At 38.5% G+C, this 13,360-nt stretch carries 10 protein-coding genes and 1 pseudogene; 2 read left to right on the top strand and 9 right to left on the bottom strand.

Features of this window, described 5'->3' with window-relative positions:
• The first annotated feature begins 66 nt into the window (after positions 1-66).
• Positions 67-876, top strand: coding sequence for an SDR family oxidoreductase (locus ACOWPH_RS09670; protein ID WP_015215175.1), 810 nt, complete (start codon positions 67-69; stop codon positions 874-876).
• Positions 877-954: 78 nt separating this feature from the next.
• On the opposite strand, the gene ACOWPH_RS09665 is transcribed toward ACOWPH_RS09670, so the two are convergent.
• The 7 genes and pseudogenes from ACOWPH_RS09665 to ACOWPH_RS09635 all read right to left on the bottom strand — a co-directional run bounded on the left by ACOWPH_RS09665 (position 955) and on the right by ACOWPH_RS09635 (position 7,959).
• Positions 955-1,764, bottom strand: a complete 810-nt coding sequence (locus ACOWPH_RS09665; RefSeq protein ID WP_015215174.1) for a superoxide dismutase — start codon at positions 1,762-1,764, stop codon at positions 955-957.
• Between the two features lie 359 nt (positions 1,765-2,123).
• Entirely contained in the window at positions 2,124-2,477 is a 354-nt protein-coding gene (locus tag ACOWPH_RS09660; protein WP_015215173.1) for a phage holin family protein, read from the bottom strand.
• Positions 2,478-2,596: 119 nt separating this feature from the next.
• Positions 2,597-3,838, bottom strand: coding sequence for a WD40 repeat domain-containing protein (locus ACOWPH_RS09655; protein WP_015215172.1), 1,242 nt, complete (start codon positions 3,836-3,838; stop codon positions 2,597-2,599).
• A 188-nt stretch (positions 3,839-4,026) separates the two neighbouring features.
• Positions 4,027-4,626 (bottom strand): tRNA-(ms[2]io[6]A)-hydroxylase, encoded by a 600-nt coding sequence (locus tag ACOWPH_RS09650; RefSeq protein WP_015215171.1) that lies wholly within the window; start codon positions 4,624-4,626, stop codon positions 4,027-4,029.
• Positions 4,627-4,689: 63 nt separating this feature from the next.
• Positions 4,690-5,670 carry a magnesium transporter CorA family protein gene (locus ACOWPH_RS09645; RefSeq protein ID WP_015215170.1) on the bottom strand — a complete coding sequence of 327 codons (981 nt, stop codon included), beginning with the start codon at positions 5,668-5,670 and terminating at the stop codon, positions 4,690-4,692.
• 365 nt (positions 5,671-6,035) lie between these two features.
• A pseudogene (locus tag ACOWPH_RS09640) lies at positions 6,036-6,752 on the bottom strand (SDR family oxidoreductase).
• A gap of 415 nt (positions 6,753-7,167) precedes the next feature.
• Complete coding sequence (locus ACOWPH_RS09635; protein ID WP_042465063.1) at positions 7,168-7,959, bottom strand: SDR family oxidoreductase; 792 nt, start codon at positions 7,957-7,959, stop codon at positions 7,168-7,170.
• A gap of 135 nt (positions 7,960-8,094) precedes the next feature.
• Here ACOWPH_RS09635 and msrA point away from each other — a divergent pair, with 135 nt between their 5' ends.
• The gene (gene msrA, locus ACOWPH_RS09630; protein ID WP_015215168.1) at positions 8,095-8,760 is read left to right on the top strand and encodes a peptide-methionine (S)-S-oxide reductase MsrA; all 666 of its coding nucleotides are present in this window, start codon (positions 8,095-8,097) and stop codon (positions 8,758-8,760) included.
• Between the two features lie 233 nt (positions 8,761-8,993).
• On the opposite strand, the gene ACOWPH_RS09625 is transcribed toward msrA, so the two are convergent.
• Together ACOWPH_RS09625 and ACOWPH_RS09620 are read right to left on the bottom strand one after the other, a co-directional pair.
• A complete protein-coding gene (locus ACOWPH_RS09625) occupies positions 8,994-10,193 on the bottom strand; it encodes a serine/threonine protein kinase (RefSeq protein WP_015215167.1) in 1,200 nt (399 codons plus the stop codon).
• A gap of 146 nt (positions 10,194-10,339) precedes the next feature.
• Entirely contained in the window at positions 10,340-13,024 is a 2,685-nt protein-coding gene (locus ACOWPH_RS09620) for a hybrid sensor histidine kinase/response regulator (RefSeq protein ID WP_015215166.1), read from the bottom strand.
• Between the last annotated feature and the right edge of the window lie 336 nt (positions 13,025-13,360).

Genomic DNA, 13,360 nt, shown 5'->3' with positions numbered 1-13,360 from the left:
GGTTCGTTTTAAAATTGAACTTTCCAGACTTCTAATATTGAATAAATCAAAAATAGATTATCAATCATGAATGGATTAAAAGGCAAAAACACCCTCATCACAGGTGCAAGTTCAGGTATTGGACAAGCGATCGCAGTTCGTCTGGCACAAGAAGGTTGTAATATTGCCATTAACTACCGCAAAAGTCCTGCCGGTGCGGAAGATACCAAAGAAATGGCTTTGCAAAAAGCCTGTGCAGATATCGAAAATTGTGGAGTTAAGTCGCTGTTAGTCCAGGGTGATCTTTCTCAGGAAGAAGATATTATCCAGATGGTAAACACCGTCATTGAAAAATTTGGCAGTCTTGACCTTCTGATCAATAATGCCGGTATTCAAAGTGAATGTCCATCCCACGAAGTCAAAACAGAAGACTTTGACCGAGTAATAGGAGTAAATCTGCGGGGTGCTTACCTATGTGCGCGGGAAATAATCAAACATCTGTTAGATCAAAATCGCACCGGGGTAATTATCAATATTTCTAGCGTTCACGAAATTATTCCCCGACCAATGTATGTGAGTTATTCTATTAGCAAAGGTGGCATGGAAAACATGACTAAAACCTTAGCTTTGGAATATGCCCATAAAGGTATTCGGGTGAATGCTGTAGCACCTGGGGCGACGATTACACCTATTAATGAAGCTTGGACTGAGGATGCAGAAAAAAAAGCTGTTGTAGAAAGTCATATCCCTATGGGTCGTGCTGGTACTTCTGAGGAAATAGGGGCAGCAATAGCATTTTTAGCATCGGATGAAGCTGCATATATTACTGGACAAACTCTGTTTGTAGATGGTGGTTTGACGTTGTATGCAGATTTCCGGGATGCTTGGTCAGCTTGAAAATAATATCAAGTTGGGCTAATTTTAGTTCAGGAGGCAGGAGGCAGAAGGAATAGGATTCCTATATTCCCCCCTGTTCTAAGCTTGTTGGCGTGAAGCTTGGGCGCGTTTGTTAATCTCCGTCCAGTTAACTACATTCCACCAGTTATTTAAATAGTCAGCACGGCGATTTTGATATCTCAGATAATAAGCGTGTTCCCAGACATCATTACCCATAATCGGGTACGATCCTTCCGTAATGGGGTTATCTTGATTTGGTGTAGTGGTAATTTGTAATTGTCCTTGAGGGTTTCGTACTAACCACACCCAACCACTACCAAAGCGATCGCTTGCCGCTTGATTAAACCGGTTTCTAAATTCCTCAAAACTACCAAAGGTTTGGTTAATCTCTTGGGCAATTTCTCCTGTTGGCTGTCCACCACCTTGAGGACTCATAATTTGCCAAAAAATCGTATGGTTGAGATGACCACCCCCATTGTTACGTACTGTTCCCCGAATATTTTCAGGAACATTATTCAAATCACGCAGCAATGCTTCTACACTTTGATTTTGCAGATTCGGTTGAGTTTTTAAAGCATTATTGAGGTTATTTACATAAGCTGCATGATGTTTGTCATGGTGCAGTTTCATTGTTTCTGCATCAATGGCTTTTTCTAATGCGTTATCAGCATAAGGTAATGGTGGTAACTCGGCAGGATTTGCACTAAGTTGGCGATCAAGATAACCTATGGGGCGTGCATCAGTTACTAGTGTTGTTGTTTGTGTGGGTACTGCGATAGGAGTTTCTAAAGACTCTGCTACCTGTTGCGGTTGACAAGCAAATAGGGTAAATACTAGTAAAATTCCGGTACAAAACCCAATGACTCGTTGCAGCAATAATGTTTTCATGATGTATTTTTCCTACAGATAATTAACTAGAGTCAAAATAATTCGTAATTGATATAGCGGTTCTCGGTTGAGTGAGATACAAGAACCCCACCCCCAACCCCCTCCCCTTCGGATTCACCAGTCGCCTACGGTGGGAAACCCGCCTACAGCGCTGGTTCACCGCAAGCGATGAGGGGGCTATGATGTATTTCATTCAAGTGCATACCGCTATAATTCGTAATTCGTAAGTGCAATCAGTGGAGGCTTGAACCTACCGCTGATTGTAGACCACTAAATCTAAGATTTAGTGGGGGCTTGTACCCTCTTTAATTACGAATTAGTAATTATTTGGTCAACTTACTAAAATTGTTATTTTATATTCATGTAATGGATGCTACAAGTCTTAATAGAATTGAGTTGATAATTGAGAGAGTAATTGAACCTAGTAAAGCACTCCAGAAGCCATACCTTAAGCTAAAACCTGGTACTATTGCAGCTGCCAATGCAAAGATAATGGCATTCAAAATAAAAAAGAATAAGCCAATGGTGAGAATAATTAATGGTAAGGTAAAGAAGGTAAGAATGGGCAACAAAATAGCATTTAAAATTCCAAAAACTATGGCAGAAATTGCCGCTTTACCAAAGTTATCTATTTCAATACCCAAAAATGGCAATCTAGAAATAATCAAAAAGCTCACAGCAGTAACTAGCCAGGTAAGAATAAGTCCTGTCATAAGTAATCATTTCTCTCCTTTTTTAACCATGATGAGCTATCGGGTGAAAAATTACATCTATATTAAGTATAATATTGGAGCAGGGGAAGCTCTTGGAGAATAGCTTTTCTCACATTTTGTTAATCTCCAACCAATCCCCAAATTTTAATTGCTCTGTCAATGCTGTAGCTGGCAATGAATTCATAATCATTGCTCATGGCAATATAGGCAATTTGTGCGGTATGCCCCTGTAATGTACATAGTTGACTGTCTAAAGCTAAATCCCAAATGACTATTTCGTTATTATCTGTGCAGTAAATTAAAATTCGACCATTAAAACTCATAAGGCAGGGTGCGGTTTCAGAAGAAGTATAAATGATGCGATCGCTCAACAATTCCCAAACGCACACCTGATTTTCTCGTATTCCGCAAGCTAAGACTTGCCCATCAGAACCAATTGCAAGTGAATGTACTGTTAAAGCAGGGAGATTTTCTAACTGCTGAACAAGATTTCCTGTCTCAAGGTTCCAGATTTGTAGCATACAGTATTTTTGCTGCTTGAAACGTGCGACTAGAAATTTACCATCTGGGGTAAATAAAAGCGGTGAAACAGAATTAAGTAAATTCAGAATTTCTGAGGTGTTCCATGATGGCCATTGAGTAATTAAAGCGACATCTTGAAATTGATAATGAAAATGACGAGTGCGAGTTTCATAATTCCAAACTCCAAATTCTCCGTTTCTACCGACTGTAGAGCCAATTGCCAGGAAGGGATTTTGCGTTGGGCAAGCACTGAAACAGTGAGGATTAGGTATTATAGTATGAATAAAATAATCGGGATAATCGCCATTAATTAACTTGTATGTTTCTGTATCTAATACCCAAACTAAGTCTTGAAAACTGATGATTGATACCTTCCCATTTTTACCTAACCTAAATTCATGAGCAGTACCTAACTCCAAATTTCTTCTTTGCTGCCCTGTTTTTAAATCCCATACATTAACAAAAGAATACTTGTATTCTAAATCCCAATAGCAAATTAGAGTGTTGTTGTAATCTGCAATTGCAAAATAAGCTGGATGACGTTGTTCTGAGTTAGAGTAATTTGAATTAAAATCAAAATTTGTTAACGTATGTAAGCATTGCATTTTTCTAAATGGGAGATAGTTCCATATAGCTTGTCTAGCAATATCCTTATAGCAATCAGATAACAGTAAAAAAGCTGACTGCCGCACTTCTCTAGTGTGATCATTTAACGCCTGACTTATTAACTCAATACCTGTTTGTCCATACTGAAAGGCATCTAAAAGAGCATCTACTTTTTCTTTTGTAGAATTGCTTTGTAATCGAGAGCAAATTTTTTCTAATTCTCGCTGAGTCATATAGCCTTTCCCACTCTAGTTAGATACAAAATTACCCCTTACCAAGGGGAGGGTGCGCGACAGCGCGGGTGGGGTGTATTTCATGAGCTTGGAAATTGCTATAATAGGAGAAGCAGACAAGCTCTGTCTTTCAAAATTCATCTTTAATCATAAAATGTCGATAGTGAATCCAGTGTAATATAATGGATTTAACTATGAATCCTTGGTTCTGGGTGTAAAGTTGCTAATATTTCACTCTCAGCAATTGCTAATTCATCCAGTCTTTGCATAACCTTTTCTCGGTCATAATAAGTATCTGCTAAAACCCAATATGTCCCAAAATGTCGCGCTTCTGATGCCATTAAACCACGATAAAATTTAGCTAATTCTGGTTCTGGACAATTAGCCGCTAATAATCCTAAACGTTCGTGACTGCGTGCTTCAATTAAACCAGTAACTAATAAATTATCTAAAAATTGCTCTGGTTCTTTTTTTCTTACCTGTGCTTTTAAACTTGCACCGTAGGGAGGTGCTGATAGAGGTGCTAGGGGAATGTGGCGACGTTCTAACCATTGGTTAACTAGCTCAAAGTGTTCTAGCTCTTCTCGTGCGATCGCAGTTAGCTCCCTCACCATCTTAGTATTAGAGGGGTAACGAAACATAAAATTTAAGGCTACACCCGCTGCTTTGCGCTCACAGTGGGAGTGATCGAGTAAAATAATATCCAAATTAGCGATCGCTTGCGCTACCCAAGCATCACTAGTAGGCTGTTTGAGAGCATTGATAGTTGGTAAAGGAGAACTAAGCACAGGATGAAAAACTCCATTGTAATGATTGAGAAGAAAGAACGGAAAATATGTTTTCTGTAGATGCTATAACCAACGTTGTTGTTTAGCGTAAACGATACTACTAACTACAATTAATGCCATCATACACAGAAGAGTAGGATAAGCCCAGGGTTGCTCTAATTCCGGCATATATTTGAAGTTCATACCATAGAGGCCAGCAAGGAAGGTGATTGGTAAGAATATAGACGAGAGGATAGTTAGACGATTGATTCGTTCACTGGTTTTACTGGCAACATTATCGCGTTGAATTTCCATTAATTCTGACATCCAAGTTCTCAAATTAATATATTCTTGCCAAAGATTATCAACGTGATGAACTAATTCTTGATTAAATAGTACTTTTACTGGTTGGGATAACCATTGGAAATCTTCGTAATTCATAATAACTAGAAGTGACTTGATACTTTGGAAATTACGCCGTCCTACGCGAGTAGATTGGCGCATGATAGCAATTTTTTGGTAAGTTAATTCATCACCAAGATCCCCTAATACTTCATCTTCTAAATCATCAAGCTGTCTGGAAATATAGTCAAATACACTATAGTAATTGTTTAATATATCTTTAGAAATTAGATATAAAATATAATCAACTCCCCACTGTCGAATATCTATAGTTCCCTTCTGAATATAATTATTTAAGATACTAAATATTCTGATTTCAGTGATTTCAAATGTAATTATAAAATTTTTCCCCACTACAATGCTGCCACGCACCACTTCAAAATCATGATTTTTTATTTGATGCGTCATAATTTCAAAACTATCAAATAAACAATCTTCTATATCTTCATCTATTCCTACAGAACAATGGTTGAAAATCATGTTGGTACGAGATGAATTGAGTCCGAAATGGTTGATAATTTTAGCTATTCCTGTGCGATTGCGGAAATTAATACAACGCAACCAAATATTATGAGAACTATCAATTTTTTCGAGTACCGCATCGACTTCCTTACTGCTGAAAAACTCCAGATGATTCGGAGAAAAGCTAATGAGAATTAGCATATAAAAATCCTAATTGAGTTGTGAGAAAACACTATAACTCAAAATAATTGAGGAAACCCCCAGCTTCAAGATAATATAGTGTTTCCTCATCATATGAGGTACATATAGCCCCCTCATCGCTTGCGCTACTCAAGCATCACAAGTAGGTTGTTTAAAAGCGTTGATAGTTGCTAAAAGAAAACTAAGCACGAAACGAAAAAAATCCATATTTAATACTTGCACTAAGTATCCTAGCAAATTGATTTTAATCGTTATGCACCTCTTTTAAGCTGTTGTGCATTTAATTTGTATAAGGCTGGTGGGCAAGATGCCCACCCCACAAGATTTAACAATTTTAAAATTATCAAACTTAGGTGCTTAACAGCTTACCAATCAATTTGTTGACGATCTCGGAAAAATCCACCCGTAGCACTGTTATCTGGGAGAGTCGCTAACTAAACAATCGTATCAACTCCTTGTTCTAGGGTACGTGGTGCTTCTGAGCCTCCCATATCTGTTTTTACCCAACCAGGACAAACGGAATTGATCAAAATATTTGTACCTGCCAATTCACTAGCAAAAATCCGTGTTACTGCATTTAAAGCAGTCTTAGAAATACGATATCCTGGAGAACCACCTTCCATATCAATTAATTGTCCCATTCCCGAAGAAACGTTCACAATACGTCCATAATTCTGTTTTTGCATCAAGGGAATTAACACTTGAGTTACTCTTAAAGCACCAAATAAATTTGTATCTAATGTTTGTTGCAAAATTTCTACTTTAACATTGACAATGGTATTTTCTTCACCTTTTCCATCAATATATATACCCGCATTATTGATTAAAATATCGACTTTGCCAAATTGATGATTGAGAAATTCAGCCAATTTATCAACATTTTTTCCACTAGTCACATCTAGAGGATAAAAACTGACATTTAATCCTTCATTTTGTAACTGAAGTGCAGCTTTTTCTCCTTTGACTACATCTCGACTAGTGAGAATTACCTGATATCCTTGCTTTGCTAATTGTCGAGAAGTTTCAAAACCTAAACCACGGTTTCCACCTGTAACTACAGCAACTTTATTTGTAGTATTCATTTGTATTTGCTCCTGTTTTCAATTATTTTGATGTTGATATGTTCAAAGCACATAAAATTCCTATTCTTCTTATAGCAATTTCCATTCAAGTGAGATATGAGCAGTAATAATTAAACGCAGATGGATGCAGATAAACGCCGATAATTTTGTACTTCATCAGACTGGGAATTGCTATATACCTTTTGTTAGCCTTTTTAGCTAAATATTTATCTATCTTAGAGATGAGATTTGCTCATAAAACTATTTTTTGCTGCTTACCTGAATTAATCATACTCAAAATGACTATGATTTAACTGGATTTTCCATAAAAAATCGCAGACTTTTAGACCTGCGAATGACCATTATAAATATTACTTTTAGTCTACCTATGTCATTAATTATTCTAACTCTTGACCCCAGAAATCTTACCTTTTGTTTAGGTGCGTCGATTGACTAATGTGGCACTAGCTTGGTCAACAGGCATCAATATCACTTCGTTAATATTGACATGAGTAGGTCTAGTAGCACAGAAAAATATGGCATCAGCTACATCATCAGGAGTCAGGGGAGTCAGACCTGCATAAACCTTTTTAGCTCGTTCTGTATCACCATGAAACCGGACTTGACTAAATTCTGTGTCTACCATGCCAGGATCAACAGAAGTCACCCGCACTGGAGTTCCTAACAAGTCTTGTTTTAAACCTTCAGAAATGGCTTTAACAGCGGCTTTTGTAGCACAATAGACATTACCACCGGGGTAAGTTTGATGTCCTGCTATAGAACCTAGATTGATGACATGACCCCGACCACGGGCAACCATTCCCGGTACAACATAGCGGGTGAGATAAAGCAAACCCTTAATATTAGTATCAATCATTTCTTCCCAGTCTTGGATATCGCCTTCATGCAGCTTATCTAAACCGCGACTTAAACCAGCGTTGTTGATTAAGATGTCGATATTTGACCAATCTGGGGGTAAATTAGAGATAACTGACTCAACTGAAGAGCGATGCCCTTGGCTGGCTACGCCTACGCACACATCAAGTTGCAATAAATGGATTTTGTCAGCAGCCAGATTTAAAGTCTCACCTAACTCTTGCAAACGTTCCCAGCGTCGTGCTGCTAAAATGAGTTTTGCACCTGTGGGGGCAAAGACTTGAGCGCAAGCTGCACCAATTCCGCTACTAGCACCTGTAATTAAGATAATTTGATTTGCAAGGGAAAGCATTTTTAGACTCTGCTCGTTATTTTGATACTTTAGCAGAGAAATTTCCTGAATCCCAAGGGTGTTGACTGACATCGTGCCGCCAGATTATTTAGAATAAATAAGAAAAGCAAACATTTATAACAGTCATCAAAATCAATGGGAATATTCGGATTTGGTAAAAAGTCAGGGATGCCTACACCTGAGCAAGCTTTGCCAGGAAGAACAGAAACTATGCCTGTACCCGCAAAGCACTACGTCAACAGCAATCCTCTTAAGCCTCCTTTTCCTGAAGGTTTAGAAACAGCAATGTTTGGCTTAGGCTGTTTTTGGGGTGCTGAAAGGAAGTTTTGGCAACTAGAAGGAGTTTACAGCACTGCGGTAGGTTATGCGGCTGGTTACACACCCAATCCTACCTATCAAGAAGTATGCAGCGGTATGACTGGTCATAATGAAGTCGTGTTGGTTGTCTTTGACCCTCAAGTAGTTAGTTATTCTCAACTGCTGAAAGTATTTTGGGAAAGCCACAACCCTACCCAAGGGATGCGTCAAGGTAATGACTCTGGCACTCAGTACCGTTCGGGAATTTATGCTTATTCTAAAGCTCAAAAACAACTAGCTGAAGCATCACGGCACGCTTATCAACTAGCGCTCAATGGTGCAGGTTATGGGGAGATTACCACGGAAATTTTAGATGCACCTGAGTTTTATTATGCTGAAAACTACCATCAGCAATATTTAGCTAAAAACCCAGGTGGTTATTGTGGTTTAGGTGGTACTAATGTTGCTTGTCCTGTGGGTATTGCTGAAGCTCCTGTAAGTTAGATATAGCAACGGTTAGGGGTCAAAAGAGGCAAGGGAGCAGGGGGCAGGGGGAAAGACTGAGACTGAGCTTGTACTCTGCCCCATATAAGCGTCCTAAAAGGACGGGGCTTGTACCCATGTTCCGCTCCGCTCCACGCAGGGAGAAAAGGCTTGCTCCCCCTGCTCCCTGCTCCTTTTCCCCCTGCCTCTTCCGGTCAGAAGGGGCGTATGACCATACGCCCTGCAATTGGGAATCAAATCCCCAACATTGATTTGAGAATTACGATCGCACTACCCCAAAATAGAATACTCATAGGCACACCAATCATCATCCCAGCGATCGCCCAACCTCGTTGATGTTCTTTAAATTGTTTAATGCTACGCCAACGTCTACTCTTCCAAGCCCAAGTATTACCATTTGCTCCGAGTGCGATCGCCATTATCCACCCAAGGTAGGGTATAAAAGAAACTAATCCATACAACCAAACATAATTAGGCCAAATCCAAAACCAAGGCATCAGAAATGCGCCCCAATTCCAACCTAAAATTTCCTCTGGAACTGCCTCTGAGCTATTAAATACACCACATCCTGAATTATTGATAAATTCTTCTTCTAAAACTTGATTCTTTGGCGCTGATTTAACAATCTGGCCGGATTTGAGAGCATCTAGTGCTTGACGAGCATCAGAAAAACGCTGTTCTGGTGATGGTTCTGTCAGTTTTTGTAACCAACTGGCAAAACTAGGACTAATATTAACTCGGTCAACAAATTGCAAACGTAAATCTTTTTGCGGTAAATCTGCGGGTGCAAGACCAGTTAACAAATGAATTAAAGTTGCTCCCAAAGCATACAAATCTGATGCAGGAATCGCCCGACCCCCGAATTGTTCTATAGGTGCATAACCATAAGTACCCACTACAGTAAAAGTCACACCTTCCTTAGCAGCTTTATCTTGAACTGCACCAAAATCAACTAAATAAATTTGATTATCTTCACCCCAAATTAAATTACTCGGTTTAATATCCCGATGTAAAACTCCTGGATTTAAATCGTGTAAATAAATAAGAATTTTCAGGATTTGATTGGCAATTTTCAAGGTTTGTTTTTCGCTAAACCTGTTACCGTCTACAAGTTTTTCTTTGAGTGATTTTCCAGGAATATATTCTTGGACTAAGCCAAACCAAAGATTTCGGTCATCAATGCAAAAATAATCAATATACTGAGGAATGCGGTCATGATTTAGCTGTTTGAGAATCTGTGCTTCCCGTTCAAATAATTTCAAGTCATCCCACTGAACACCACCACCAAAAGCTAAGAGTTTGACTACCACTAACGAATTTTTTTCATCCGCAGCTTGTAAATCCTTAGCTAACCAAGTTTGACGAATCCCATTATTACCAAGTTGGCGTTCAATTTGATAGCGGTCTTGTAATATGTGGTCTACTTGCAGCATCTAGCACCTGCTGGCCATTTACATTCAGTTTATTTTCTTACTATTTCAGGATAATCAATTTAATCAGAAAATGGTAAAGGAAGATAAGAGAACAACATTCTTCCTTCTTTCTCCTGACTCCGAACTCCGAACTCCGAACTCCTGAATTATCTAGTTCTCTGAGCCAAATTAGCAACTACCGCTGCTAACTCCGTCGGATTGACTGGTTTGGGGATATGTAACTGAAATCCAGCTAACAAAGCTTGAGTCCGGTCTTCTGCTCTAGCATAAGCTGTCAGCGCGGCTGCGGGAATTTTTCCACCTTCATCACTAGGAAGAGTTCTAATTTTCCGAATTAGTGTATAGCCATCTTCTTGGGGCATACCAATATCACTAACTAATATATCTGGGTGAAATTCTGGTAAAGCTGTGATTGCTTCGGGAGCAGAACTAACAGCCATAACTTTAGCGCCATATTGTCCTAAAATTGTGGTCAGCAAATGCCGAGCGTCTGCTTCATCATCAACAATAAGTACTCGCAAACCTTCCAGAATGGATAATTGATGATTCACATAATCACTATTCTTTATCGGTGAAAACTGTTCGGGTTTATCGGATATAGCAACGGCTTTCATGGGTAAATTGACGATGAAAGTTGCTCCTTGTTCAATTCCTGGACTTGTTGCAGAAACTGTACCGCCGTGTAATTCTACCAAATGACGGACGATCGCTAATCCTAATCCTAAACCACCATGCGATCGCGTAGTTGAGCTATCAGCTTGGCGAAAACGCTCAAATACATGAGGTAAAAAATCGGCAGAAATTCCAGCACCAGTATCAGTAACTCGAATTTGCACGCGGGAATTAATGCGCTCTATTTGTACCTTAACTCTTCCCCCCTTGGGGGTGAACTTAACAGCATTGGTAAGCAAATTCCATACTATTTGTTGCAAGCGGTTGGCATCACCCGTCACAATGCCCGCTGCTGGATCAAATTCAGACTCAATCACAATTTCTTTAGCATCTGCGGCCGGACGCAAAGTCTCAATAGCAGTTTCCACCACTGGAATAAGTTCAACTGCGTGCAGATTTAATTGTAGTTTGCCACGAATAATCCTTGATACATCCAAAACATCTTCAATTAATTGCGCTAAAGCATGGCTATTACGGTCAATTGTTTCCAATCCTATCACAGTAGTGTTTTCATCAAACTTACGGCTTCTGAGTAGCTGTATCCACCCCAATATGGCATTGAGAGGAGTACGGAGTTCGTGGGAGAGTGTGGCTAAAAACTCATCTTTAATGCGGTTAGCGGTTTCAGCTTCAGCCCTAGCGGCTTTTTCTCGCTCTAGTAATTGTTCCCGTTCTTGTTCTACTTGCTTGCGTTCAGTCATGTCAATCATTAACCCATGCAGTTGCTTTGGCCTATCTTCACCCTGCACCACACTCACAATGTCATACAACCAGACAACGCTGCCATCTGCGGCTAACATTCTATATTCAAATTCGTAATTATTTAGTGAATGCGAACATTCAAGGCAATATTTTATTACCCATTCTTGATCTTCTGGATGTATATGTTGTGTCCAAAAATTGTCACTGTACCAATCATTCAAGGGATAACCAAGAATATCTTCAGTTTGTGGACCAATATAGGTAAAATTTCCCGTTGCAGCATCTGCTTCCCAAGGAATTACTCGGACTTTTTCTGTCAGTTTCCTAAATTTTTCTTCACTTTGTTTGAGGGCAGCTTGTGCTTGTTTTTGCTCTGTAATATCTCTAATTAAAGCAACAAATCCTTCAACTTTACCTTGCTGATTGAATTGGGGAATATAAGTAATACTGACATCATGCTGTTTACCATCTTGATGAAATAATTTGCTTTCATAGCTGACTTGCTCTCCTGACAATACTGTTTCCACATAGGGATAAATTGATTGATAAACTGATTCTCCTAAAAATTCTTGCAGGTGCTGCCCATAAATTTCTGATGTGGGTACACCGAACCATTCTTCATATCCTTTATTATTAAAACGATAGCGCTGTTGAGCATCAATATAAGAAATATTCACTGGCAAAGTATTTGTAATCAAGCGTAATTCTTCTTCTTTTTGACGTAGGTTATCCTCAACCTGTTTGCGTTTACTTAAATCTACAGCAAATCCAATTACTTGTTCTGAATTTTTTTCTAATAAAGCTAACCCCATGAGAATACTAATGCGATTACCATCTTTACGGATGTATTCTTTTTCAAAAGGTTGATGAAATCCTATCTTTTTTAGTTCTATTATTATATTTTTGCTTTGTTCTAGATATTCTGGAGGTGTTATTTCTCTCCAATTTATCCTTCCTGATAATAGATCTTCTCTGGTATAACCAATTATATTTAAAAAAGCATCATTTGCTTCTAAAATGCTACCATTTATTTCAGATATAATCACCCCAATAATATTAGAATTTCTCAACCGTCTAAATTTTAATTCACTGAATGCAAGCTGCTGATTACTTATTTTTAAATTCTGTTTAGCAGTACGTAATTCTGAATTTAACCAGCTAAGAAATATTGTAACTAGCAAAAATAAAACTAACTTAATAACACTATTTTGATTACCAATATAAAATGAAAATTTGGGATCTATAAAATAGTAGCCAACAGCTATAATAGACAAAATAGTAGCTAGTATCCCTGGCTTGATGCCACCATACCAGGTACTTATGGCTACAGCAGCGTAAAACATCAGAAAAACATCAGATTGTAGTACTGTATGTAACACTGCTGTTAGTAGCAAAGCAATACTAACAGATACAATAGCTACAATATACTCTAATATTAGAGAAACTCTTACTTTCAATATGGTATCTCCTTTGCAGTTAACGAACTATGGGAAGTTATCCCTAAATTAATTAAACACGATTCTATAGCTCCACACTTATTATGCAACAGAGGAATACACAGCGTACATTTGCTGCTTAGGAATCTATCTAAAGTAGTAAAATTAAATGCAAAAAACTTTACATAGTAATATAAGTTGCTAGTTGATAATTAGAGAACTCCACAAAAAAGATGATCCAATCTTGTGGGATGGGCATCTTGCCCATCCTTATATTATTAGCGGGCAAGATGCCCGCACCACAAGAAATTTTGGGATATTTTTTTAATTGGAGAACTCTTAGGGGTATAGCTGAAA

This window comes from Anabaena sp. PCC 7938 (assembly GCF_049315035.1).
In the GTDB taxonomy this organism is placed as follows: Bacteria; Cyanobacteriota; Cyanobacteriia; order Cyanobacteriales; family Nostocaceae; genus Anabaena; species Anabaena cylindrica.
The sequence above is the reverse complement of the archived record's forward strand: the minus strand, read 5'-3'. Positions and strand labels throughout refer to the sequence as shown.

Bases quoted from the DNA above. Each gene is read 5' to 3' on its own strand.
- ACOWPH_RS09670 (WP_015215175.1), top strand. From the start codon at position 67: ATGAATGGATTAAAAGGCAAAAACACCCTCATCACAGGTGCAAGTTCA.
- ACOWPH_RS09665 (WP_015215174.1), bottom strand. From the start codon at position 1,764: ATGAAAACATTATTGCTGCAACGAGTCATTGGGTTTTGTACCGGAATT.
- ACOWPH_RS09660 (WP_015215173.1), bottom strand. From the start codon at position 2,477: ATGACAGGACTTATTCTTACCTGGCTAGTTACTGCTGTGAGCTTTTTG.
- ACOWPH_RS09655 (WP_015215172.1), bottom strand. From the start codon at position 3,838: ATGACTCAGCGAGAATTAGAAAAAATTTGCTCTCGATTACAAAGCAAT.
- ACOWPH_RS09645 (WP_015215170.1), bottom strand. From the start codon at position 5,670: ATGCTAATTCTCATTAGCTTTTCTCCGAATCATCTGGAGTTTTTCAGC.
- ACOWPH_RS09635 (WP_042465063.1), bottom strand. From the start codon at position 7,959: ATGCTTTCCCTTGCAAATCAAATTATCTTAATTACAGGTGCTAGTAGC.
- msrA (WP_015215168.1), top strand. From the start codon at position 8,095: ATGGGAATATTCGGATTTGGTAAAAAGTCAGGGATGCCTACACCTGAG.
- ACOWPH_RS09625 (WP_015215167.1), bottom strand. From the start codon at position 10,193: ATGCTGCAAGTAGACCACATATTACAAGACCGCTATCAAATTGAACGC.